The organism is Plantactinospora sp. CNZ320 (assembly GCF_002846275.1).
Window position 1 is genome coordinate 3,730,542 of the sequence record NZ_PJMP01000001.1, and the last position, 24,692, is coordinate 3,755,233.

18 protein-coding genes and 1 tRNA gene are annotated in these 24,692 nt (G+C 71.9%); 5 read left to right on the top strand and 14 right to left on the bottom strand.

The features are described 5' to 3' along the window. Positions 1-38: 38 nt before the first annotated feature. On the bottom strand, positions 39-3,506 hold the full coding sequence (locus CLT71_RS16405) for a phosphodiester glycosidase family protein (RefSeq protein ID WP_101367877.1): 3,468 nt from the start codon (positions 3,504-3,506) through the stop codon (positions 39-41). Between the two features lie 68 nt (positions 3,507-3,574). Then, positions 3,575-3,958 carry a winged helix-turn-helix transcriptional regulator gene (locus tag CLT71_RS16410; protein ID WP_486483297.1) on the bottom strand — a complete coding sequence of 128 codons (384 nt, stop codon included), beginning with the start codon at positions 3,956-3,958 and terminating at the stop codon, positions 3,575-3,577. Between the two features lie 71 nt (positions 3,959-4,029). On the opposite strand from CLT71_RS16410, the gene CLT71_RS16415 reads away from it, so the two are divergent. Further along, positions 4,030-4,911 carry an imine reductase family protein gene (locus CLT71_RS16415; protein WP_101367878.1) on the top strand — a complete coding sequence of 294 codons (882 nt, stop codon included), beginning with the start codon at positions 4,030-4,032 and terminating at the stop codon, positions 4,909-4,911. 81 nt (positions 4,912-4,992) lie between these two features. On the opposite strand, the gene rho is transcribed toward CLT71_RS16415, so the two are convergent. From rho to argS, 11 genes are all read right to left on the bottom strand, one after another. Next, entirely contained in the window at positions 4,993-7,095 is a 2,103-nt protein-coding gene (gene rho / locus CLT71_RS16420; protein ID WP_101367879.1) for a transcription termination factor Rho, read from the bottom strand. Between the two features lie 298 nt (positions 7,096-7,393). Continuing rightward, complete coding sequence (gene thrB / locus CLT71_RS16425; protein ID WP_101367880.1) at positions 7,394-8,341, bottom strand: homoserine kinase; 948 nt, start codon at positions 8,339-8,341, stop codon at positions 7,394-7,396. 65 nt (positions 8,342-8,406) lie between these two features. After that, complete coding sequence (locus CLT71_RS16430; protein ID WP_101367881.1) at positions 8,407-8,610, bottom strand: hypothetical protein; 204 nt, start codon at positions 8,608-8,610, stop codon at positions 8,407-8,409. 12 nt (positions 8,611-8,622) lie between these two features. Further along, positions 8,623-9,489 (bottom strand): SPFH domain-containing protein, encoded by an 867-nt coding sequence (locus CLT71_RS16435; protein WP_101367882.1) that lies wholly within the window; start codon positions 9,487-9,489, stop codon positions 8,623-8,625. A 71-nt stretch (positions 9,490-9,560) separates the two neighbouring features. After that, entirely contained in the window at positions 9,561-10,214 is a 654-nt protein-coding gene (locus CLT71_RS16440; protein ID WP_101367883.1) for a phosphodiesterase, read from the bottom strand. Positions 10,215-10,299: 85 nt separating this feature from the next. After that, the gene (locus CLT71_RS16445) at positions 10,300-11,544 is read right to left on the bottom strand and encodes an MFS transporter (protein WP_101367884.1); all 1,245 of its coding nucleotides are present in this window, start codon (positions 11,542-11,544) and stop codon (positions 10,300-10,302) included. A gap of 51 nt (positions 11,545-11,595) precedes the next feature. Beyond that, positions 11,596-14,871 carry an efflux RND transporter permease subunit gene (locus CLT71_RS16450; protein ID WP_101367885.1) on the bottom strand — a complete coding sequence of 1,092 codons (3,276 nt, stop codon included), beginning with the start codon at positions 14,869-14,871 and terminating at the stop codon, positions 11,596-11,598. A gap of 224 nt (positions 14,872-15,095) precedes the next feature. Next, the gene (thrC, locus tag CLT71_RS16455) at positions 15,096-16,145 is read right to left on the bottom strand and encodes a threonine synthase (protein WP_101367886.1); all 1,050 of its coding nucleotides are present in this window, start codon (positions 16,143-16,145) and stop codon (positions 15,096-15,098) included. Positions 16,146-16,290: 145 nt separating this feature from the next. Further along, positions 16,291-17,640, bottom strand: a complete 1,350-nt coding sequence (locus CLT71_RS16460) for a homoserine dehydrogenase (RefSeq protein ID WP_101367887.1) — start codon at positions 17,638-17,640, stop codon at positions 16,291-16,293. A 2-nt stretch (positions 17,641-17,642) separates the two neighbouring features. Beyond that, positions 17,643-19,028 carry a diaminopimelate decarboxylase gene (gene lysA / locus CLT71_RS16465; protein WP_101367888.1) on the bottom strand — a complete coding sequence of 462 codons (1,386 nt, stop codon included), beginning with the start codon at positions 19,026-19,028 and terminating at the stop codon, positions 17,643-17,645. Between the two features lie 65 nt (positions 19,029-19,093). Further along, a complete protein-coding gene (gene argS, locus CLT71_RS16470; RefSeq protein ID WP_101367889.1) occupies positions 19,094-20,755 on the bottom strand; it encodes an arginine--tRNA ligase in 1,662 nt (553 codons plus the stop codon). Positions 20,756-20,850: 95 nt separating this feature from the next. Here argS and CLT71_RS16475 point away from each other — a divergent pair, with 95 nt between their 5' ends. The 4 genes from CLT71_RS16475 to CLT71_RS16490 all read left to right on the top strand — a co-directional run bounded on the left by CLT71_RS16475 (position 20,851) and on the right by CLT71_RS16490 (position 23,473). After that, positions 20,851-21,768 carry a thioredoxin-like domain-containing protein gene (locus CLT71_RS16475; protein ID WP_101367890.1) on the top strand — a complete coding sequence of 306 codons (918 nt, stop codon included), beginning with the start codon at positions 20,851-20,853 and terminating at the stop codon, positions 21,766-21,768. A 26-nt stretch (positions 21,769-21,794) separates the two neighbouring features. Continuing rightward, positions 21,795-22,445: a DUF305 domain-containing protein gene (locus tag CLT71_RS16480; RefSeq protein WP_486483687.1), complete on the top strand. Its 651-nt coding sequence runs from the start codon at positions 21,795-21,797 to the stop codon at positions 22,443-22,445. Between the two features lie 183 nt (positions 22,446-22,628). After that, on the top strand, positions 22,629-23,309 hold the full coding sequence (locus CLT71_RS16485) for a winged helix-turn-helix domain-containing protein (RefSeq protein WP_101367892.1): 681 nt from the start codon (positions 22,629-22,631) through the stop codon (positions 23,307-23,309). Between the two features lie 92 nt (positions 23,310-23,401). Continuing rightward, positions 23,402-23,473, top strand: a tRNA-Arg gene (locus CLT71_RS16490). Between the two features lie 134 nt (positions 23,474-23,607). Here the strand turns inward: CLT71_RS16490 and CLT71_RS16495 are convergent. Beyond that, the gene (locus CLT71_RS16495) at positions 23,608-24,639 is read right to left on the bottom strand and encodes an XRE family transcriptional regulator (protein ID WP_101367893.1); all 1,032 of its coding nucleotides are present in this window, start codon (positions 24,637-24,639) and stop codon (positions 23,608-23,610) included. Between the last annotated feature and the right edge of the window lie 53 nt (positions 24,640-24,692).

Sequence of the window (24,692 nt, forward strand, 5' to 3'; positions counted from 1 at the left end):
AGGCGGATGCGCCGGGCTGGCGGCGGTAAGGCGCCGAACTAGCGGCGGGTGAGCGGGATGGTGGCCCGGGTGGTCGCGCCGTTGACGGTAACGGCGAGTTCGACGGTCTCGCCGGAGCGCAGCCCGGTCAGCCGGCCGGTGGCCGGATCGAACCAGCCGGCGTGCCAGGGGCGCAGGCCACGGGACGGTCCGATGTGCAGGTTCGCCGAGCCGGACCAGTCGGCCGAGAGCGGTGCGGCGACGGGTACCTGCCGGCCACCGGGCTGGGTCACCGTGGCGCTGACCGTGCCCACCGAGCCGGCCGGCAGGCTCGCCGGGACGGCCAGGGTGAGCTGGTCGACATGTGCCCTGGTCTGTGCGCTGACCCACTGCGGTCCCTCGGCCAGCGGGTCGCGCCGGGCCGCCGCCGCCTCGGCCGGGCTGACCGGGTCGACCCCGAACATCGTCCAGCCGCTGAACCCGCCGAGGTGCGGCGCGGTGGACGGATTCTTGCCGGTGTTGCCGTTGATGAGATAGGGCACCCCGTCGACCCGGTCGGCGGAGAAGCTGCCGACGTGCGCGCCGACGAAGAGCGCGCCCTTGCCGGTCGAGCGCTGGAACTCGGCGAGCCACCGCTCCAGCAGTGCCGCCTCCTTGCGGTCGCCGAGCTGGCTCGCCCGGGCCGGCGTCGGGTCCCGGGGCGCGTGGTGCTGCAACACCACCACCGAGCCGACGGCCGGGTCCCGGGCCGCACCGTCCAGGGCGGTACGCAGCGCGCGTACCTGCCCGAAGCCGCCGCCGCGCAGGCTGCCGGTGGAGGTGTCCAGGGTGACGAACCGGGTCCGGGTACCGCCCCGGGGCGGGGTGTGGTCGAAGGTCCGGTACGTCTCGCCGAAGGCCGACCGGAAGTTCGTGATCGGGGCACCCATGATCTCGTGGTTGCCCGGCACGTAGTGGTACGGCAGCGTACCGCCCAACTCCTCGTCCAGGATCCGTCTGGCCAGCGAGAAGTCCTCCGGATAGGCGGTGTCGACGAAGTCCCCGTTGATCACCAGGAAGTCCGGCCGGGCCGCCTTCACCTCGCGCAGCGTACGGCGGGCCTGGGCGACCAGGTCGCTGTCCGGGTTGGCGGCGACGAACTGGGCGTCGGAGAGGACCGCGAACCGCCAGGGCGCCCGGTCGACGGTGCCGTCGGTGAGCACCACCCGGTCGGTGCGCAGCGGCTCGGCCGGCGCGGTCACCTCGGCGGGTACCCGAGCGACAATGTCGTCGATCACCACCTCCCCGGTGTACGCCGCCGCCGCGTCGGTCTCGGCGACGTAGAACCGGCGGATCCGCACCGGATAGACCACCCCGGCCGGTACGGCCAGCTCGACGTAGCGCCAGCCGGTCCAGTCCAGGTACGGGCCACGCAGCACGTGCTGCTGGTCGAGTGCGTCGTGCAGGTGCAGGCTGGGCCACTCGCCGTTGCCGTTGGCGTATATCCACATCCCGAACGACTGCGGCTGCCCGGCGACCGGGATGTACGCGGGCGGGTCGGCGTACGCGGCGCGGGTGCCGGTGGACTGGCCGAAGTCGTACGCCAGCTTCAGGCCGGTGCCGGTGCGGCCCGGCACCGGGGTCGCCGAGCCGGTGGCCCGGGCGGTGCTGAACCGCCAGCTCGCCGCGTCGTCGAACATCGCCACCGGTACGTCGGTGAGCCCGACCGTCACCGGCAGCACGGTGCTGGCCGCGCCGACCCGTACCGTCACCAACCCGGCACCACCGTCCACTTTGGCCTTCACCGCGAGGGTGCCGTCGGCGGCCGGGGTGATCTCCAGCAGGTCCCGGTCGTAGTCCAGCCGCAGGTCCGTCGGCTCGATCGGCGCGGTGTTCCCCTCGGCGTCGTAGCCGACCACCCCGAACGACCCGGTGCCGCCCGCGCCGGCCAACCCGACCCGGTCCACCGTGGCGTCGATCCGGGCCAGCGGGCCGAGCACGGTGAGCGGCAGTTCGCCCCTCGCCCGTCCCCGAAACGCGGTCACGGTCACCTCGCCGGACCGGCGGGCCCGGAAGACTCCGGTGGAGTCGACGGTGCCCCGGGACGACGGCTGCGCCCGCCAGCCCGGGGTGCCGGCCGCCGGGCCGTAGGTCTCGTCGTAGCCGGCCGCCGCGAGCCGCCGGGTCAGCCCCGGAAAGACCCGGTCCGGGCGTCCGCCGCGCACCGGCCCGACGCCAGGGGCGGCCACCGGTTCGAGCAGGGTCTTCACCCAGTACGCCCGCAGCCGGCCACTCCCCTGCGGCGCGTAGAGCGCGAGTCCGTTCGGCACCGGCCGCTCGGAGCCGTCCGAAGGGCTGTTCTCGACCCGGACGGCCGGCTGGCCGGGCTCGCGGGCGAGCAGCGTCGACGAGCCACCGCCGTCGAGGTTGAGCGCGTCGTGTGCGCCGAGTTCGGCCATCATCCGGCCCAGTTCGGTGAGGGTCACGCCCCGGCTGTCGGCCTGCCGTCCGTCCACTGTGAGCAGGACCATCTTCCGGCCGTCGGCGGAGAACCCGACCGCGGTCCGGGGTTCGGGGTTGACGTCACCGATCTCCTGCGGCACACCGTCCCGGACCAGTACCCGGTTGCCGCCGATCGCGGCGCGCAGCGTGCTGCCGTCGGACGGCTTCGGCGCGTACCGCAGGTCGACCGGGTCACCGGGGCGCAGTGCGGCGAGCACGTCGGCACCGGCCTCCCGGCCGAGCAGCACTGTCGTACCGGCCGGGATCGGGCCGCTGCCGGCGGCCGGGGTGACCGTGTCGACCCGGCCGCCGACCAGTGTGACCTCGGTGACCCGGGTGGCGCCCTCGACGGCCCGGGTCCGGGGGTACGAGCCCCAGAGCGGGGTGAAGACGCCGATGCCGCCGGCCGCGACCATGTTGTTGAACTGGGTGAGCGGCACCTGTCCGGCCGGCAGCGTGGCGGTGCCGTCGAAGTGCACCTGCACCACCCGGCCCACCCCCTCGGCGGTGACCCCGACCGCCTCGTGGTGCCCGGCGACCGGCGACTGCACCAGTTCACCGGCGCGGATGCCGATGCCCTGGGCCGCACCGGAGTTGTTGATGTCGAAGAAGTCCCCGTTTACCGCGGCCACCGCACCGGCCCGGTCGACCGCCCGGCGCAGCGGCTCGGCCCTGGCCACCTCACCGGAGTTGACGTAGTCGACGCTCATCCCGCCGGCCAGGTCGGCGGTGAGCGCGTCGGCCCGGAGCCAGCCGTTGGCGTCGTACCTGTCGAAGGAGGTCAGATCGAGACCGGGCGCGACCGGCCGGGTCCGGGTGTCGGTGACGATGCCGTCGGTGGCGGCGGCCGGGACCGGCGCGGACGACGGCGCCGGGTACGACGAGGCGGCCGGGGCCTCCTCCGGTGCAGTGGCGACGGCGAACGGTACGGGCCGGGACGGCGCCGCCACCGGTTCGGCGTACGCCGGGACCGGGCCGGCGAGGGTGAGGGACGGCACCAGGAGCAGCAGCCCGGCGAGGCGGGCGGAACGGCGTCGGGTCACCATGCCCGGTAGTCAACCCGACGACGTATAGAAGTTTCAATAGTTGCCGATTGAACCGAAGGAAAATTCCATCAGCCGCCATCACTGGCGTATTCGGCACCGAGGACGTGCTCCCGACCCCAGGCACCGAGCGGCTCCAGCGCCGCGTTGAGCGAGACGCCGAGCCGGGTCAGCGAGTACTCGACCCGGGGCGGCACCTCGTCGTACACCTCGCGGTGCACGATGCCGTCCGCCTCCAACTCCCGCAGGTGCGAGGCGAGCACCTTCTCGGTCACCCCCGGCACCGCCCGGCGCAGTTCACCGAAGCGGCACGCCTGCTCGCCGAGTGCCCAGAGGATCAGCACCTTCCACTTGCCACCGACCACGGCCATCGCCGCGTCGATCCCGCAGACGTACGCCCCGGGTGCTCCCGGTCGCCGTGCCGTCGGCATCGCCACCCCTTCCCACCAGCTCACTAACCCCGGGGTAACCACCCACTTCACTGTGCGTACTTGAGCGGTCCGCGGCCGGCGGCAAGTCTACGAGCATGGAACACGACACCACCGCGAAGACGCCGTTGACCCTGCTCGGGCTCGGCGCCATGGGTACCGCACTCGCCCGCGCCTGGCTCGCCGCCGGGCACCCGCTGACCGTCTGGAACCGCACCGCCGCCCGGGCCGAACCGCTCGGCGCCGAGGGCGCCACCGTCACCCGTACCGCCGCCGAGGCGGTGGCGGCGAACCGGCTCGTGGTGGCCTGCCTGCTCGACGACGCCTCGATCCGGCAGGCGCTGGCCGACACCGACCTGACCGGCCGGGACCTGGTCAACCTCGGCACCAGCACACCCGGCCAGGCCCGTGCTCTGGCCGACTGGGCGCAACAGCGCGGCGCCCGGTTCCTCGACGGCGGAATCATGGCGGTACCGTCGATGATCGGCGTCGACGGGTCCGGCGGGTACGTCTTCTACAGCGGCTCCGACGACCTCTTCGCGGCACACCGGGACGTACTGGCCGTCCCGGCCGGCACCCGGTTCGTCGGCACCGATCCCGGTTTCGCCGCGCTGCACGACGTGGCACTGCTCAGCGCGATGACCGGGATGTTCGCCGGCGTCGCGCACGCCTTCGCGCTGATCCGTCGGGAGGAGATCCCGCCGAAGGAGTTCGCCCCGCTGCTGGAGGACTGGCTGACCGGGATGGCCCCGTCCGTGCACCTGGTTGCGGCGCAACTGACCAGCGGGGACTACGTCACCGGTACCGAGTCCAACCTCGCGATGATGGTGGCCGGGAACGAGACGCTGCTGAGTACGGCCCGGGAGCAGGGGGTCGACGCCGAACTGCTGCGGCCGTACCTGGATCTGATGGCCCGCCGGCTCGCCGACGGGCACGACGCGGAGAGTGACGCGGGGGTGATCGACCTGCTGCTTCGCTGAACGCTTGCGAAACGCGACGTGGGGCCCGGCCGAACTTCGGCCGGGCCCCACGAACGTGTCCTCGAAAACCCGCGGGGGTGGTTACTCCCCCGGTGTCGACTTCGCGATCTGCATCAGGAACTCGATGTTGGTCCGGGACTGCTTGAGCCGGTCCAGCAGCAGATCCAGCGCGGCCTGCGAGTCGAGCGAGTGCAGCACCTTGCGCAGCTTGTGCGTGATGGCCAACTCCTCCGGGGCCAGCAGGATCTCCTCCTTACGGGTGCCGGAGGTGTGGATGTCGATGGCCGGGAAGACCCGCTTGTCGGCGATCTTCCGGTCCAGCTTCAGCTCCGCGTTACCGGTGCCCTTGAACTCCTCGAAGATGACCGTGTCCATCACGGAACCGGTCTCCACCAGCGCGGTGGCGAGGATGGTCAGCGAGCCGCCGTTCTCGATGTTCCGGGCCGCACCCAGGAACCGCTTCGGCGGGTAGAGCGCGGTGGAGTCGATACCGCCGGACATGATCCGACCACTGGCCGGCGCGGCCAGGTTGTACGACCGGCCGAGCCGGGTCACCGAGTCGAGCAGTACGACCACGTCGTGGCCCAGCTCGACCAGGCGCTTGGCCCGCTCGATCGCCAGCTCGGCGACAGTGGTGTGGTCCTGCGGCGGACGGTCGAAGGTGGCCGCCACGACCTCGCCCTTGACCGAGCGCTGCATGTCGGTGACCTCTTCGGGCCGCTCGTCGACGAGCACGACCATCAGGTGGCACTCGGGGTTGTTGTGGGTGATCGCGTTGGCGATCGCCTGCAACACCATGGTCTTACCGGCCTTCGGCGGCGACATGATGAGCGCCCGCTGACCCTTGCCGATCGGCGTCACCAGGTCGATGACCCGGGTGGTCAGGATGTGCGGCTCGGTCTCCAACCGGAGCCGCTCCTGCGGGTAGAGCGGGGTCAGCTTGTAGAACTCGGGGCGCCGCTTCGCCTCGTCCGGGTCCATCCCGTTGATGGTGTCGAGCCGGACCAGCGGGTTGTACTTGTCCCGCCGCTGCTCGCCGTCCCGAGCCGCCCGTACCGCACCGGTGACCGCGTCACCGCGACGCAGGCCGTACTTCTTGACCTGGGACATCGAGACGTAGACGTCGTTCGGGCCGGAGAGGTAGCCGGTGGTCCGGACGAAGGCGTAGTTGTCGAGCACGTCGATGATGCCGGCCACCGGTACGAGCACGTCGTCCTCGTTGACCTGCGGCTCCCGGCCGCCGCCACCGCCCTCGCCGTTCTCCACCCGGTCGCCCCGGCCGCGACGCCGGTCACGGAAGCGGCTCCGCCGGCTGCGCCGGCCGCCGCCCTCGCCGTCGTCGTCACCGTCGCTGTCCCGGTCAGCGGAACGGTCCCTGTCCGCCGAACGCTGCCCACGGTCGTTGCGCGACTCGCCGCGCTCGCCCCGGTCACCCCGCTCGTTGCGGTCCCGGCTGTTGCGCGACTCGGCCCGGTCCGCGCGGTCGCCGCGCTCGGCACCGTCGGTCCGCTCGGCGCCCTCGGCCCGGTCACCGCGCTCGGCCCGGTCACCGCGCTCGGCCCGGTCACCGCGCTCGGCCCGGTCACCGCGCTCGGCCCGGTCACCGCGCTCGGCCCGGTCACCGCGCTCGGCCCGGTCACCGCGCTCGGCCCGCTCGGCGCGGTCACCCCGCTCGGAGCGCTCCGGCCGCTCGTTCCGCTCGTTCCGCTCGTTCCGCTCGGTCCGCTCCGTCGGCGCCGCGGTCGTCTCCACCTCGGCGGTGGCGGCGGCAGCGGTCCGGCTGGACCGGCGGGACGTCCGGGTCCGGCCCTCGGCAGCAGCGGCGGCGGGCACCTGCTCGGCGGCCCGACGCTCACCGTCCGGCCGGTCGGCGCTGTCCCGCACCTCGGCCCGGACCTCCTCGCGAGCCGGCGCGGCAGCCGCCGACACCTCGGCGCGCGGGCGCGGCGCGCCGCCGCCCGCGGTGTTGGTGGCACCAGCCTGCCGTTCCGAGATGGCGGCGATCAGCTCGCCCTTGCGCATCCGGGCCGTACCGGAGATGCCGAGCGACGCGGCCAGGCTCTGCAACTCTGGCAGCAGCATCGCCGACAGCCCGGTGCCGCTCCGCCGACGACGGGTGGCGCCTGTGGTGGCTTCGCCAGCGACGTTGGAAACATCCGACGTCACGTCGGTGGTGTCGCTCAATGGATTCCTTCCCTCGATAAGGCCGGGGCTGCCCGTGGCCCGAAGTGCTGGCTGGCCGGGCGGCCTCGGTACACCCGTCTCGCTTGACGCGTCACGGGAGTCTGTAACACAGCAGCCGGTTGGTTTCCCGACCCACCAACATCGGTGGGCAGGTCTCGCCGCCTGCGGCGACCTGTGGAAACTGCGGTGCGGCGTAGACCTAGGCAGGGGTGAGACGGGCTGACCGCCGATAGCTTCGGGGGTGCACCGACCCGCAGGAGTCGCATTGCTTCGCGGCTGTGCTAGGTCTAGAGCGTAATCAACTCTTCCGACCTGCGGCAACAGGGCCCCGCTCGGCGTGTCCCAGTCTACCCCCATGGACCCGGGCGCCGGCTACGTCTATGGGCAACCTTTGCGCGGTCCAACCCATTCCCGCCTCGAATTTCTCCTCGTCGCTGGTCAGCGCGAGGATCGACGGCCCCGCCCCACTGACCACAGCCGGCACACCAGCCGCACGCAACTGGGCCAACCGGGCCGCGGTACCCGGCATTCCGGCCGCCCGGTAGTGCTGGTGCAGCCGGTCCTCGGTCGCCTCGAAGAGCAGCGCCGGATCGGTGGTCAGGGCGTGCACCAGCAGCGCGGCCCGGCCGGCGTTGCGGGCCGCGTCGACGTGCGGCACCGTCGCCGGCAGCGCCGCGCGGGCCGTCGCGGTCAGCCCGCGCTCCTCGGGTACGAAGACCGTGGCCCGGACCTGCGGCGCCACCGGCAACCGGACCGCCCGGGCCGTACCGCCCGACTCGGTCCAGGCGATGGTGAACCCGCCGAGCAGGCACGGCGCGACATTGTCCGGATGTCCCTCCAGCTCGGCCGCCAGCCGCAGCGCCGCCGCGTCGTCGAGCTGCTGCATGCCGCCCTCGACCAGTGCCCGGGCCAGTTGGATCCCGGCGACGATCGCCGCCGACGAGGAGCCCAGGCCGCGCGCCTGCGGGATCCGGTTGACGCACTCCACCGCCAGTCCCGACGGCTGGCCGCCGAGCGCGTCGAAGCCCGCCCGCATGGCTCGGACGACCAGGTGGTCGTCGCCGACCGGCAGCTCCCCGGCCCCCTGACCGGTCACCTCCACCCGGCAGCCACTCGCCGTCGTCCGGGCGCTGACGTCGTCGTAGAGCGCCAGCGCCAACCCGAGCGCGTCGAAGCCCGGACCGAGGTTGGCGCTGGTCGCCGGCACCCGAACCCGGACCGGCTCGGAAACGAAGGTGGGCCGCATCGGCTCATGCTAGTGCCCCGTCTTTGCAGGTCACTCATGCGGCCGCCGGCGCCGAACGGCCCGGGTCACGCCGGCTCGGAGTCGTCCGGTGCGTCCGCCGGGCCGCCATCCCGCTCCGGCCGACCCGCCCGGCCGGCTGCGCGCAGGGCCAGCCGCAGGGCGTACTCGATCTGGGCGTTGACGCTGCGGATGTCGTCCGCGGCCCACCTCGCGACCGCCTCGTAGACCTGCGGATCGAGCCGGAGCAGGAGTTTCTTGCGGTCCGCCATGGGAGCGGGAACCTAGCTGTAGAGGGAACCGGTGTTCACCACCGGCTGGGCGGCCCGGTCGCCGCAGAGTACGACGAGCAGGTTCGCCACCATCTGCGCCTTCCGCTCCTCGTCCAACTCGACCACGTGTTCCTCGCGCAGCCGCTCCAGCGCGTTCGAGACCATGCCGACAGCCCCTTCGACAATCTTGAACCGGGCACCCACGATCGCACTCGCCTGCTGCCGGGCCAGCATCGCCTGGGCGATCTCCGGGGCGTACGCCAGGTGCGTGATCCGGGACTCCAGCACCTCCACCCCGGCCAGCTCGACCCGCTCCCGCAGCTCGGAGGTCAACTCGTCGCTGACCACGGCACTGTCCCGCAGGCTCGACCGACCGGAGTCGTGCGCCTCGTACGGGTAGCTGGTGGCGAGATGCCGGACGGCCGCCTCGGACTGCACGGAGACGTACTCGATGTGGTCGTCGACCGCGAAGGCGGCCTTGGCGGTGTCGACAACCTTCCACACGACGACGGCGGCGATCTCCACCGGGTTGCCGTCGGCGTCGGAGACCTTGAGCCGGGCGGTCTCGAAGTTGCGCACCCGCAGCGTCACCTTCTGCCGTGCGGTGAGCGGCCAGGTCCACTGCAGGCCGGCCTGCCGGATGGTGCCGACGTAGCGGCCGAAGAACTGCACCACCTGGGCCTCGTTCGGGTTGACCACGGTGTATCCGGTGGCGACCAGCGCGGCGAGGACGGCGTAGCCGACGACGACCACTCCGACCCGCAGGTCGACACCGGGTTGGTCGAACGTCGGCACGATGATGGCGATCCCGACGGTGGCCAGGAGCAGCATCACCGTGGTGGGGATGAACCCGGAGATCCGGAAGGCGGCTCGTTCCATGACATCTCCTTGCTAGCGAAGTGATATCACGAGGATATCGGACGGCCGCCAGCGCGTCATCCCCGAGCGGGTCAGGGCAGTCGGGTCTGGTCCTTCGCGGCGCCCCGGCCGCGCTGCGAGAACGAGTAGCTGAACTCCCGCACGCGCTGGAGCAGGCCCCTGGGCCGCAGTTCCGAGCCGCGCCGGCCGTCCGGGGCGAAGGCGAGTGCCGCGTCGACCTCGGCGGGCAGTCGGGTGCCGAGCACGACCCGGCCGAAGGCGTGCCACCGGCCGCCCGGCGCGGCCGCCAGCAGGTCCAGCCGGGCCTCGCCCCGGGCGGCGACCTCGGCCACCTCGTCCAGGGAGGAGCCCAGCGGACGGTCGGCCCGAGCCAGCAGGTAGGTCCGGCGACCGTCGAACCGGTACGCCAGCAGGCTCCCGTACGGGCCGGCGTAGTCGCGGTGCGGCATCGGCAGGTGCCGGAGCAGCGGCGCTCGGCCGGCGCCGGAGAGGAGCAGGTCGAAGGGGCCACCCGGCGTGTGCAACCGGACGGCGAGCCCCAACAGGTCGGGCCAGCCCTCCGGAGTCGGGGTGCCCCGGGAGAGCCGCACGGTCCCCGGGTACCGGCCGGGGTCGCCGGCCAGGCGATCGGCGAGCGGCCCCCACAGCTCGACCTCGGCGGTGAAGGAGAGCCCGCGCGGGTGCAGTATCCGGCCGCCCCGCCAGCGCGCGAGGCGGCTCGACACCGCTACGTCCGTCGTCCCGATGCCCCACCCATACCCCGCCATTCCGCGCCCGAACCCGCCACGCCGCGACCGAGCCGAACGGTGGTTATGCGTGGGTGGCGGCGGGTTGCGGGTCCCCGTCGTCGCTGGGGTCGAGGCGGCGGGTGGCGACCCACCAGCCGAGCGCGTACACCAGGGTGGTCAGGCCGCAACCGGCCAGCACCACCCGCTGGTCCACGTGGTCCACCACACCGGCCACCACGAGCTGGCTGAGCGCGATCGCCACCGTCGCCAGCATCATGTCGGTGGCGAAGACCCGGCCCCGGAGCCGGTCCGGCACCTCGGCCTGCAACGCGTAGTTGGACATCACCCAGTTGCTGCCGCCGGCCAGGTGCGCGACGAAGACCAGGACGAGGACCAGCGGGAACCACCCGGTCACCGACACGCCGAGATAGCCGAGCCCGTAGATCGACATCGACAGGGCGAGGCCGGTGAAGAGCCAGGACCGGTGCCTGAGCACCCGGCGCATCAGCAGGGGGCCGACGAGCGCCCCGGCACCGCGTACCGCGAAGAGCAGGCCGGTGCCGATCGGGCCGGCCCCGTAGAGGGTGGCCAGCAGCGGAAAGACGGTGAGCACGCCGTTGCCGAGGCCGACCGCGCTCTTCACGGTGACCAGGGCCAACACCCGGGGACGGTGCCCGATGTAGCGCGCCGCCTCACCCAGCGCCGCCCACGGGCGCGGTGCCGCCAGGGTGTGGTCGCGGGGCTGCTGCATCGGGCGGCGGATCAGCAGGGTCAGGCCGACCGCCACCGCCAGGCCGACCAGGGCCACCCAGAAGCAGGCGTACGGCCCCACGGCGGCGGTGAGCACACCGCCCAGGGACGCCCCGACGATGCTCATCGTGCCCCACGCCGAACCGGCGATCGCGTTGGCTCCGGCGAGATCCTCCGGGTCGACCACGTTCGGCAGCGCTGCCGAGGCGGCCGGCGAGTAGAACGCCTTGGCCACCGCCACCGCGCCGACCGCCACCAGTGCCAACCAGGCGGTACCGGAGTCGCGTACCCCGAGCAGCAGCACGATCGCGGCCAGCGCGGTGAGGTTCGAGGCGATCAGGATCCGCCTGCGGTCCAGCCGGTCCGCGACCGTGCCGGCGTACGGCAGCAGCAGCGCGAGGATGCCGTTGTCGGCGGCGAGCACCAGGGCTCCCCACACCCCGCTGCCGGTCAACTCCGGCAGGAGCACCAGCAGCGGCACCATCACGAACCAGTCGGCCCCGAAGACCACGAGTTCGGCGGCGAAGAGGCGGCGGAAGTCCCGGTTCCTGGTAAGGACTGAAACGGCAGATGACACGTACCAGGACCCTACTCGGCCACGCCCCTCGCCCGAACCCGTGGTCTGCGGTCAGCTCTCCGTCGGCGGCAGCGGCGACCGGCGGCTCTTCGGCAGTCGGAGTACCTCGAACTGGTCGGTACCGTCCACCAACGCACCCGACGGGCGGGCCGGCACCGGCCCCGGCGAGCCGCCACCCGGTACGCCGACAGCGGCACCCGCCGGCACCGGCTCGTCGGCCGGTACGTCCGGATCGGCGGACTCGTCGGCACCCGCCGTTCCCGCCCCCGACCGGCGCTGCCGGAGCCGTTCCTTGGTGTTCTCCAGCATCGTGTAGAGGGTCGGCACCAGCACCAGGGTGAGCAGCGTCGAGCTGATCAGACCGCCGATCACCACGATGGCCAGCGGCCGCGAGATGAACCCACCCTCGCCGGTCAGCCCGAGCGCCATCGGCAGCAGGGCGAAGATCGTCGCAATCGCGGTCATCAGGATCGGCCGCAGCCGGCGCCGGCCACCCTCGACCACCGCCTCGACCACGCCCATCCCCCTGGCCCGGTACTGGTTGATCAGGTCCATCAGCACGATCGCGTTCGTCACCACGATGCCGACCAGCATCAGCACACCGATCAGCGCCGGTACCCCCAGCGGGGTGCCGGTGGCCAGCAGCAGGCCGATCGCCCCGGTCGCGGCGAACGGGATGGAGACCAGCAGGATCAGCGGCTGGAGCAGGCTGCCGAAGGTGGCGACCATGATCACGAAGACGATCGCGATCGCGGCGAGTACCGCCAGCCCCAGGTCGGCGAAGGCCTCCTGCTGCTCGGCACTCACACCACCGATCTCGAAGGTCGCCCCCGGCACCTCGATCCCGTCCAGCTTCTCCCGCAGTGCGGTGGTGGTGGCACCCAGGTTGGAGCCGGTCGCCGTACCGCTCACCGTCACGCTGCGCTCGCCGTCGATCCGGGTCACCGCGAGCGGGCCCTGCACCTCGGTCACCTCGGCGATGTCGTCCAGCTTCACCACACCGGCCGGGCCGGGCGGCCCCACCGGCAGCGCCCGGAGCGCCTCGATCCCGGCCGGCGGCTGCCCGGTACGCAGCACCACGTCCTGCTGCCGGCCGTCCAGCGTCACCTGGCCGAGCGGGCTGCCCCGGAACTGCTGCGCGACGAGCTGCCCGACGGCCGCCTCGGAGAGCCCGAGCCGGGCGGCGGCGGCCCGGTCCACCTCGACGTCGATCCGGGGAGCGCTGTCGGCCAGGCTGCTGCGCACGTCGGTGACGTCCGCGACCTCCGACATCGCCCTGCTGACCTGCTCGCTCGCCCGGGCCAGCACCTCCTGGTCGGCGCCGCGGACGATCACCTGGATCTCGTTCACCGAACCGCCGCCCGGCCCACCGGCCCCGCCGAAGCTGAGTTCACCGGCACCGGTCAGCTTGTCGAACTCGGCCCGGAGCGCATCCTCGACCTGCTCGGCGTCGGCCTCCTCGTCCAGTGCCACCGAGAAGCTCGCCTCGTTGGCACCGCCGCCACCGGCGAACGGGTTGCCACCGCCCCCGCCCACCGTCACCTGGTACGACTCCACCCCGTCGGCGCCGGCCAGCACCCGCTCGACCTGCTTGGCGGCCGCGTCGGTGGCGGTCAGGCTGCTGCCGACCGGCAACTCCTGGCTGATGCTCAGGGTGTCCTGCCCGGAGTCGTCCAGGAAGTTCGTCTCCAGCCGGGTGGCCAGGCCGAACGTGCCGAGCAGCACCACCAGGCCGAGGCCGACGGTGAGCCAGCGCCGCTGGGTCGCGAACCGGATCACCGGCAGGTACCCGCGTTGCAGCGGGCTGCGCAGTTCCTTCTCCTCGGCCGCCTGCCGTACCGCCTCCTCGGTCGCGCCGTCGGTCGCCGGCCGGAGGAACCAGTACGCCAGCACCGGGATGATGGTCAGCGAGACCAGCAGCGAGGCGAGCAGCGCCACCGTGACGGTGATCGCGAACGGTGCGAAGAGCTGCCCGACGAAGCCGCCGACCAGCACGATCGGGGTGAAGACGGCGACAGTGGTCAGGGTGGAGGCGACCACCGCACCGGCCACCTCGCGTACCCCGCCGAGGATGGCGGCGCGCTTCTCCTCGCCGTACCCGAGATGTCGTTTGATGTTCTCCAGGACCACGATCGAGTCGTCGACCACCCGGCCGACCGCGATGGTCAGCGCGCCGAGGGTGAGCAGGTTGAGCGAGTAGTCGCCGATCCAGAGCGCGATGAGGGCCACCAGCACCGACAGCGGGATGGAGACCGCGGTGACCAGTGTGGAACGGACCGAGAGCAGGAAGACCAGGATCACGAGTACGGCCATGACCAGGCCGAGCAGGCCCTCGGTGGTCAGGCTCTCGATCGAGGACTCCACGAACGGCGCCTGGTCGAAGACGACGCTGAGGGTGGCACCGGAGGCGGTGGAGAGGTCGGCCAGCCGATCCCGGATGTCGTGCGAGATCCGTACCGCGTTGCCGTCCGGGGTGGCGGTGACCATGATGCCGAGGCTGTCCGTGCCGTCGGTCCGGGTGAACGAGGTCGGCGCGGCGAGCTGCTGCTGCACGGTCGCCACGTCGCCGAGCCGGACCGGCGCTCCGCCGGCCCGCCCGGTCAGGAAGACCCCGGCCAGCTCCTCGACCGAGCCGATCCGGCCGCCGACCTGGACGGTCCGGGTCTGGTCGGCCTCGGTCAGCGCCCCGGCCGGAATGGTCACCCCGTTGGCCCGCAGCGCCTCGCCGATCGCGGTCGGCGCGACGCCGGAGGCGGCCAGCTTCACCGGGTCGGGAGTGATCACGATCTGCTCGTCGCGGGCGCCGGTCACCTCGACGGTACGGACTCCGTCGATCGACTCCAGCTCCGGTACGACCGTCTCGGCGAGCTTCTGCGCCAGGGCCCGCTCGTCACCGTTGCCGGCCGCGGCGAGCACCAGCGCCGGCAGGTCGTCGGTGCTGCCGGCGATCACCTGCGGCTCGACGTTCTCCGGCAGGGAGAGCCGGTTCAGCGCGGTCTGCATCTTGTTGACCGCGTCGTCGAGATCGGTGCCGAACTCGTACTCGACCTGGAGGGTGGCGCTGCCCTCCTGGGAGGTGGAGGTGACCTTGGTCAGCCCGGCGATCCCCTGGATGCCGTTCTCGATCGGTTCGGCGACCTGCTCCTCCACGACCTCCGGCCCGGCACCCGGGTACGGCGCGACGATGAAGGCCGCCGGAAACTCCAGCGAGGGCAGGAGCTGCTGCTTCAGCGACGGTACGGCGTACACGCCGAACCCTGTGATCACGATCGCGATGAGCGCGACAAGTCCTCGGTTGGCAAGACTGAGTCTGGCGAGGAACGACATCAGCGGCTCACTCCTGTGCTCGAGTTTGGCGCGAGAGGGCGATCGCGCGAGTTCCGGCTCGGCGCGGCAGGGGAGAGTCTGCCTGACCCGGAACTCCACCCCAGCGTCGGGGCGCTGGGCCGCAGCGTGCGATGCGACCGGGCCGGGCGACAACTCCGGCTCAGCCGTCTCTCAGCAGCCCACGGTCTCCGTCTTCAGGGGGTGGGAGGGCTCGCGCCCCTCGATCAGGCGAGGTCGAGGGCGCGGGCGGCGGTCGGTACGTCGTTACGGATGGTGATCGGGGACGGGGCGGTGGAGATCGCCCACTCCGGGTCCTTGAGGCCGTGCCCGGTGACGGTGCAGACCACTGTCGAGCCGCTCGGCACCCGCCCCTCGGCCGCCTGTTGCAGCAGCCCGGCGACGCTTGCCGCGCTGGCCAGCTCGACGAAGACCCCCACCTCGCGGGCGAGCAGCCGGTACGCCGAGAGGATCTCCCGGTCGGTCACCGCCGAGATCAGCCCGCCGGATTCGTCCCGGGCGTCCACCGCCTTGGTCCAGCTCGCCGGGTTGCCGATCCGGATCGCGGTGGCGATCGTCGAGGGCTCCCGGACCGCCTCGCCGGTGACGATCGGGGCGGCGCCGGAGGCCTGGAAGCCGTACATCTTCGGGCGGCGGGTGGCGTTGCCGGCCTCGGTCTCCTCCGAATAGCCCATCCAGTACGCCGTGATGTTGCCGGCGTTGCCGACCGGCAGGCAGTGGATGTCGGGGGCGTCGCCGAGCGCCGTGACGATCTCGAACGCGGCGGTCTTCTGGCCGTGCAGCCGGTCGATGTTCACCGAGTTGACCAGGGCCACCGGATAGTCCATGGCGAGCTTGGCGGCGAGTGCCAGACAGTCGTCGAAGTTGCCGTTGAGCTGGAGCAGCCGGGCGCCGTGCACAAGCGCCTGGGCCATCTTGCCCAGCGCGATCTTGCCCTGCGGCACCAGCACCGCGCAGGTGAGCCCGGCCCGGGCCGCGTACGCCGCCGCCGAGGCGCTGGTGTTGCCGGTGGAGGCGCAGATGATCGCCTTGTTGCCGGCCTCGACCGCCCGGGAGACCGCCAGCGTCATGCCCCGGTCCTTGAACGAACCGGTCGGGTTGGCGCCCTCGACCTTGAGATAGACGTCACAGCCGAGCCGGGCCGAGAGCACCGGAGCGGGCAGCAGCGGAGTGTTCCCCTCGTTGAGGGTGATCACCGGCGTGGCCTCGCTGACCGGCAGCCGGTCCCGGTACGCCTCGATCAAGCCCCGCCACATCTCGCTCTCCTCGCGTCGCCTGGTTCCGCCCGCCGACCTGCGGCGGGTGTCTCCTCTTCACGGTGACCCAGCGTCGCCGACGGGCTGCACCCGCACCACCGGCTAACCATCTGGCGGGACGTGACCGATCAGCTGGTACGCCCGGCTACCGGTCGCCGCCCTCCACCCGGAGCACGCTGGCGATCGACCGGACGATGTCCAGCTGGCGCAGCTCGTCGACGGTGGCGGCGAGCGCGGCGTCCGGTGCGGCGTGCGTGACGATCACCAGGATCGCGTCACCGCCCCGGCGCACCGCCCCGGCCGTCCCGTCCGCCGGCCCGGCCGGAGCCGGTGCCTGCCGCACGGTGGCGATCGACACGTCGTGCCGGGCGAAGACCCCGGCGACCGAGGCGAGGACGCCCGGTCGGTCGGCCACGTCGAGGCTGATGTGGTAGCGGGTGACCGCCTCGCCCATCGGCCGGATCGGCAGCGCCGCGTACGCGGACTCGCTCGGCGCGCGTACCCCGGCGAGGTGGTTGCGGGCCGCCGCGACGACGTCGCCGAGTACGGCGCTGGCGGTCGGCGCTCCCCCGGCGCCGCGCCCGTAGAACATCAGCTCACCTGCGGCGTCGGCCTCGACGAAGACCGCGTTGAAGGCGTCGCCGACGCTGGCCAGCGGATGGCTGACCGGGATCATCGCCGGGTGCACCCGGACGCTCACCGACTCGGTGCCGGCCGAGTCCGGCCCCCGGGAGGCGATGCAGAGCAGCTTGATGGTGCAGCCCATCGCCTTGGCGCTGGCCACGTCGGCGGCGGTGACCTCGGTGATGCCCTCCCGGTGCACGTGCGCGGCGGTGACCCGGGTGTGGAAGGCCAGCGAGGCCAGGATCGCCGCCTTGGCGGCGGCGTCGAAGCCCTCCACGTCGGCGGTCGGGTCGGCCTCCGCGTAGCCCAGCTCGGTCGCCTCGTCCAGCGCCTCGGCGAAGCCGGCGCCGGTGGCGTCCATCGCGGAGAGGATGAAGTTGGTGGTGCCGTTGACGATGCCGGTGACGCGGGTGATCGAGTCGCCGTGCAGCGACTCGCGCAGCGAGCGGAGCAGCGGGATGGCGCCGGCCACCGCCGCCTCGTAGTAGAGGTCGGCCCCGCCCTCGGCGGCGGCGTCGTGCAGCGCCCCGCCGTCCTCGGCCAGCAGCGCCTTGTTGGCGGTCACCACGCTCTTGCCGGCCCGCAGCGCCTCGACCAGCCAGCTCCGGGCCGGCTCGATCCCGCCGACGACCTCGATCACCAGGTCGACGTCGTCCCGCTTGACCAGGCCGAGAGCGTCGGTGGTGAAGAGCGCCGGGTCGACTGGCAACTCACCCCGGTTCCGGCCGAGCCGGCGTACGGCGATCCCGGCGAGTTCCAGCGGCGCGCCGACCCGTGCGGTCAGGTCGGCGGCCTGCTCGTGCAGCAGGCGTACCACCTCCGCGCCGACGGTGCCACAACCGAGCAGGGCCAGACGGACAGGCTTCGTCAAGGTCAACCCACATCCAATGCCAGCAGATCGTCTTCGGTCTCCCGCCGGACGATCAGCCGCGCACGGCCGTCCCGGACCGCCACCACTGGCGGCCGGGGCACATGGTTGTAGTTGCTGGCCATGCTCCGGCAGTAGGCGCCCGTGCCGGGCACCGCGAGAAGATCTCCGGGCTGCACGTCGGCGGGCAGGAATTCATCCTTCACCACCACATCCCCGGCCTCGCAATGCTTTCCCACCACCCGGGCCAGGATCGGCTCGGCGGTGGAGCGCCGGGAGGCGACCGTCGCCGAGTACGACGCCCCGTAGAGCGCGGTACGGATGTTGTCGCTCATTCCGCCGTCGACACTGACATAGGTGCGGATTCCGTCCACGTCCTTGACCGTGCCGACCTCGTAGAGGGTGAAGACGGCGGGGCCGATGATCGCCCGGCCGGGCTCGATCGAGAGCCGGGGCACCGCCAGCCGCAGTCCCTCGCACTCCCCGTCGACGATCTTGATGATCCGCTTCGCCAGATCGTGTGGCGTCGCCGGATCGTCCTGGGTGGTGTACGCGATGCCGAAGCCGCCGCCGAGGTCCAGCTCCGGCAGCTCCACCCCGCGGGCGTCCCGGATCTGCGCCTGGAGGCCGAGGATCCGCCGGGCGGCCACCTCGAAGCCGCTGGTGTCGAAGATCTGCGAGCCGATGTGCGAGTGCAGGCCGCACAGTTCGAGCACATCCTCGTCGAGGATCCGGAACGCGGCGGCGGCCGCCGCGCCGCCGGCCAGCGAGAAGCCGAACTTCTGGTCCTCGTGCGCGGTGGCGATGAACTCGTGGGTGTGCGCCTCGACGCCGACGGTGACCCGGATCAGCACCTGGGGCCGGACGCCCCGCTCCCGGGCCAGCGCGGTCAGCCGGTCGATCTCGTGGAACGAGTCGACGACGATCCGGCCCACCCCGGCGTCGACGGCCCGGGCCAGCTCGGCCGGGGACTTGTTGTTGCCGTGGAAGCCGATCCGCTCCGCCGGCATGCCGGCGGAGAGCGCCACCGCCAGCTCCCCGCCGGAGCAGACGTCCAGGTGCAGACCTTCCTCGGCGATCACCCGCACCACAGCCCGGCAGATGAAGGCCTTGCCGGCGTAGTAGATGTCCTGGTCCGGGAAGGCGGCCCGGAAGTCCCGGCAGCGGGACCGCAGGTCGTCCTCGTCCAGCACGTAGGCCGGGCTGCCGAACTCGGCCGCCAGTTCGCGGACGCCGAGGCCGGCGACCACGAGGGCGCCGTCGGCGTCGCGCGTCACGTTGCGCGGCCACAGTTGCGGCACGAGCGCGTTGACGTCCTCCGGGGTACGCAGCCAGGCCGGCCCCCGGACCCCGAGGTCGCCGTGCAGTGCCCCCGCTTCGTGAGCGCGCATCTGTCGTTTCCCTTCGCTACGCGCGTGTTGCCGACCGGTTCGCTATCTCTTGATCCGGAGCCGGCTCACATCTGTTCCGGCGCCGAGACGCCGAGCAGCGCCAGGCCGTTGGCCAGGACGATCCGGGTCGCCTCGACCAGCCAGAGCCGGGCCTGGGTGAGCTGCTCAGGCACCGGCTTTCCGGCGCGCGGCAGCACCTGGCAGGCGTCGTAGAACCGGTGGTACGTGCCGGCCAGCACCTCAAGGTAGCGGGCGATCCGGTGCGGTTCGCGCAGTTCGGCGGCGGTGGCCACCACGCCGGGGAACTCGCCGAGCGCCTTGAGGAGGTCGTTCTCCCGCTCGTGGCTGAGCAGCCCCGGGTCGAAGTCGTCGCCCCGGGCGATCCCGAGGTCGACGGCGCGGCGCAGCAGCGAGGCGATCCGGGCGTGCGCGTACTGCACGTAGTAGACCGGGTTGTCGTTCGAGTGCTTGGTGATCACCTCGATGTCGAGGGTCAGCGGCGAGTCGGTGGAGGAGCGGGCCAGCGAGTAGCGGGCCGCGTCCACGCCTACCGCGTCGACGACCTCGTCCAGGGTGATGATGTTGCCGGCCCGCTTGGAGAGCCGGACCGGTACGCCGTTGCGGACCAGGTTGACCAGCTGGCCGATCAGGATCTCGATGTTGAAGTCGGGGTCGTCCCCGGCGCAGGCGGCGATCGCCCGCAGCCGGTTGACGTAGCCGTGGTGGTCTGCGCCGAGCAGGTAGACGCACTTGTCGAAGCCGCGCTCCCGCTTGTCGATGTAGTACGCCGTGTCGGCGGCGAAGTAGGTCAGCTCGCCGTTGCTCCGGATGAGTACCCGGTCCTTGTCGTCATCGAAGTCGGTGGTACGCAGCCAGATGGCACCGCCGTCTTCGTAGACGTGGCCCTGCTCGCGCAGCCGGCCCAGGGCGTGCTCGACCGCGCCGCTGCTGTGCAGGGTCCGCTCGGAGAACCAGACGTCGAAGTGCACGCCGAACCGCTCCAGGCTGGCCCGCATCTCGTCCAGCATGAGCTGGTAGCCACGGTCCCGGAATACCGGCAGGGCCCGCTCGGCCGGCATGTCGAGCAGTTCCGGGCGCTCGCCGACAAGCCGCTCCGCGATCTCGGTGACGTACTCCCCTGCGTAGCCCTCCTCGGGCGTCGGCTCCCCCAGCGCCGCCGCGCGCAGCGACTGGCCGAACCGGTCGATCTGGGCACCCGCGTCGTTGACGTAGTGCTCGCTGGTCACCTCGGCACCGGCGGCGGAGAGGATCCGCCGCAGCGAGTCGCCGACCGCCGCCCAGCGGGTGTGCCCGAGGTGGATCGGGCCGGTCGGGTTGGCCGAGACGAACTCCAGGTTGACCCGCTGCCCGCTGAGCCGGTCGCTGCGCCCGTACGCCTGACCGGCCTGGACCACCTCGCGGGCGAGCGCTCCGGCGGCGGCCGGGTCGAGCCGGAGGTTGAGGAATCCGGGGCCGGCGATCTCGACCGACTTGACCCCCGGGGTCCGGGTCAGCTCCTCGGCGAGGGCGGCGGCCAGCTCCCGGGGCGGCAGCCCGACCCGCTTGGCCAACTGGAGGGCGATGTTGGAGGCGTAGTCGCCGTGCTCGGGGTTCCGGGGTCGCTCCAGCGGCACCGACTCGGGCAGTACCGAGTGATCCAGCCCACGCCTGTCGAAGACTGCGTGGGCGGCGGCGAGAACGGCCTCGGCGAGATTGGCGGGAGTCACCGAACCATGCTAGCGGGGGTAGACTCGGTCACTCGGTGGCGACCCTGCGCATGTGTGGCCCGCCATCCCCTGACCGACCGACCTGACGAGGGACCATGAGCATCAGCACCTCGGGCGGCGAACAACGCCGTCCGTCCGTGGTCAGCACCGGCAAGAAGTCGCCGGCCGGCGGTAAGCCCGCCGCGGGTGAGAAGGGGGCCGGGGCCAAGCCCGCGGGGACGGCCGCCAAGTCCGGCTCCACCGCCAAGTCCGGCTCCGGGGCGAAGTCGCCCGGCGCCCGGGTGCCGGCCGGCCGCAACGGCGGCGGGGGCGGGAAGAAGCCCCAGCAGCGCCGTCCGGTCACACCGGTCAAGGTCAGCGGGGGCCGCTCGTGGGGTTCCATCGGTCTCTTCGTCGCGGTCGGCGTCGTCGCCGCCGCCATCATCGGGTACGGCGCGTACGCGGTGATCCAGAACGGCAAGAAGTGGGAGGACAAGGCGGCCGCGATCGACGGGATCGTGAACTACCGGGAGAGCGACCCCTCCGCGGTGAACCCGCTGCCCGGCAAGGAATCCCATGTGGCCGGCCCGCTCACCTACAAGATCAACCCGCCGGTCGGCAGCTCGCACAACATCGCCTGGCAGAACTGCATGGGTGACGTCTACGACGCGCCGATCGCCAACGAGCACGCCGTACACAGCCTGGAGCACGGCGCGATCTGGGTCACCTACCGCCCCGATCTGCCGGCCGACCAGGTGGAGCAGTTGGCCGGCAAGGTCCGGGGCAACGAGTTCATGATGATGAGCCCGGTGGAGAACCTCGACAAGCCGATCTCGCTGCAGGCCTGGGGTTACCAGCTCAAGCTCGACAGCCCCACCGACGGCCGCATCGACGACTTCATCGCGGCGCTGCGGCAGAACGCGACCATGGAGGAGGGCGCGGGTTGCTCCGGCGGCATCACCGCCACCGGTACCACCCCGCGGGACAACGTCCCGGGTAACGAGCAGCAGCCGGTGCCCCCGGCGGGCGGTTGATCGGCGTGGCCGCCGAACCGGGGGCGGTGGCGACCACCGCCGCCCCGGAGGACGAGGTGACCGGGCTCGACTCGGGCCGGAGGACCCCCGGCACCGCGGCGCTGGCCCTCGCCATCCTGCTGGGCCTGCTGCTCGGCTTCGCCGGTGGACTGCTCGCCCCGGGTCTGTTCCGGCCCGGGGACAGCTCCCCCGAGGCGGGGTTCGCCCGGGACATGTCGTCGCACCACGCCCAGGCGGTCGAGATGTCGATCCTCGCGCACGAGAAGGCCACCGATCCTGACGTGCGTACCCTGGCGGCGGACATCCTGCTGACCCAGCAGGCCCAGATCGGCATCATGCAGACCTGGCTGAAGGACTGGGGGCTGGGCCCGACCGGCCGCGACCCCCGGATGGCCTGGATGCCGGACGCCGCCGGTGCGGTGAAGAACGGGCTGATGCCCGGCATGGCCACCGACGAGCAGCGGGCCGAGTTGCGGGCCGCCACCGGACGGGACTTCGACGCCCTCTTCCTGAAGCTGATGCTCGACCACCACCTCGGCGGCATCCACATGGCCGAGGGCATCCTGGACCTCTCCGGGGACGAGCAGGTGACCGCGATGGCCAAGTCCATGGTCGCCGGGCAGAAGAAGGAGATCGAACTGGTCCGCACCCTCCAGGGCAGGATCGGCACCCCCTGACCCGGACCACCCGTACCGTCTGATCCGGCGGCCGTTCCCCGAGGGGACGGCCGCCGGTTCGTTTTGCCGCTGGACGGCTGCGCCGGATGGCCGGTTAGGGCGGAGTCTGGTTACTTGCCCGATTTGACGAGCTTTCTCCATACATAACGTGACCAGTCAGGATCTGCCGTCGTTGTCCTAGACATGACGGTTGCTCTCCGGGACGGACGTCGCTCGGTCACCAGCTGGTGCCGTCGACACACCATCGGCGGGGACGGCGCGGTCGCTGCCGTCCGGCGAGGTCAACGGTCGGGCGAGGCGGGAACGCTCAGCCGCGACCAGGAACTCGAACTGATCGAGACGCTGCGCGGGTGCTATCCCGACGAGTTCGGGCTGGACGACGAACTCTGGACCCGGCACAGTGTCGCCAGCCTCGTACACGACCGGTACGGGCTGCCCGCCGAGAGCAGCGAGATCGGCGCGTACCTGCGAGCCTGGGGACTCGGCCCGCGCCAGCCCACCGATCGGGCCTGCGGCCTCTGCGTCGACGCGGTGGCCCTGTGGGTGGAACGGGAGTACCCGGCGATCGTGCGCTCCGCCCAGGAGCACGGAGCCGAGCTGTGCTGGATCGGCCGTACCCGACTGCACGGGGTGGTACCCGCCGCCGACGTCCTCTCCGCGGTCTCCGTACGCGGCCGGGTCAGGTTCCTCATCACCACCCCGAACGTCGACCCGGCCCTCCCCCGGGACTTCCTGCTCCGGCTCAGCGGAGCGGACGGGGACGCCGTACACGTGGTGGTCGACGGCTCCTGGACCCGGGCCGAGTGGCCCCGCCGGCTCCCGCCCCGGATCGTCCTCCACCCGCTCCCGAGCTGCGGCCGGTAGCCGATCCTTCCTGGTACGGCGGGCGGCCCCGACACGGCGGATACCGATTCGTGCCCGGAGGGCGATGCCTGCTACTCTTCCTGGGTCGCTGAGCCCCCGTAGCTCAGGGGATAGAGCACCGCCCTCCGGAGGCGGGGGCGCAGGTTCGAATCCTGCCGGGGGCACCTCACCGAACTGAAGCAGCATCGCGTTACCGGTCGACGCCTAGTGGTAGAGGCTAGTTTCACGCTCAGATGACAACGCCCGGCCCGGCCCGAGCCGGGCGTTTGCGTTTCTACTTTGGGACTTCGACGAGAGGTCAGAGTGCGTTTGCTGCCATGATCGACTTTACGACCTCTGCGGGGAGTGTGGCGCAGACCTCGTCCCCCCCTTCCGCCGCGATGATCTGAGCGAGCAGCGCGGGGCGTTCGGGCAAACCAAGGGGCACTGGTTCCACACGCCTCCACCCCCGAGCAGAGGCGGCTTTCACTGCGGCGAGGTAGCTGGCGTCGTCCATCCTTCCGAGCTTCTTTGCACGCATGAGCAGTGCGGCGAGGGACACCTGCCAGCGTTCCTTCAGGTAGAAGAACGCCGGCCAGTCCACCGTTGCGGGAAGTTCTTCGTAGATGTCGTCGCGCGGCATCAGCAGTGCAGCGGCGAACCAGTGCGCCTGATCTTCGACCTGCTTGAGGCCCCAGACCCGGTCACCGTGCATGATTAGGTGTCCCAGTTCGTGGGCTGCATCGAACCGGGAGCGCGCGCGGTCGCCCTTGTCGGCCCCGAGGACAGCTACCGGCCGGTCATGAAACGGCAACGAGAACGCGTCGACATCACCTGAGTCGAGCGGCAGGCACGCCACGACAACGCCGTGCCGTTCCATCAGCGCCACCACGTCCACGAGCGGTCCAGCCGGTATCTGCCATAGTCGCCGAACATCTGCCGCAATCTGCTCAATCTCGGCGCGCTCCGCCTCTAGCTCTGGGGAGAACTGCGGTAGGTCGACCGTCGGCAGAAGACGTCCATCGGCAGACGCCGCGAGGTCGTGGATGATGTGAGCGAGCGCGCGAGCGCGCCGCCGGTGCCGTACGGGGGTGCGGCGAATCGAGCGGAAGAAGCCTTCATGGGTTTCGACGATGGGGCGAGTCAGGAACGCAGCCGGCACCTCTAGGGCGTCGCTTAACCGGCGGAGGGTTTCCGTCGACGGCCGGGTAGAGCCCGACTCGAACTGTCCGACTGCCGCCGGAGACAGCGGGGAGTGCTCCGACACCCGCCTCGCCAGGTCACTTTGGGTCCAGGCGCGTAATTCGCGAGCGATGCGCAGCCGGTCAGGCTTAAAGGACGCTTCAGACATACCGGCTCCCTCCAAATCGTGGGCGCCGGATTCTCACAGCTTCCAGCGACCAC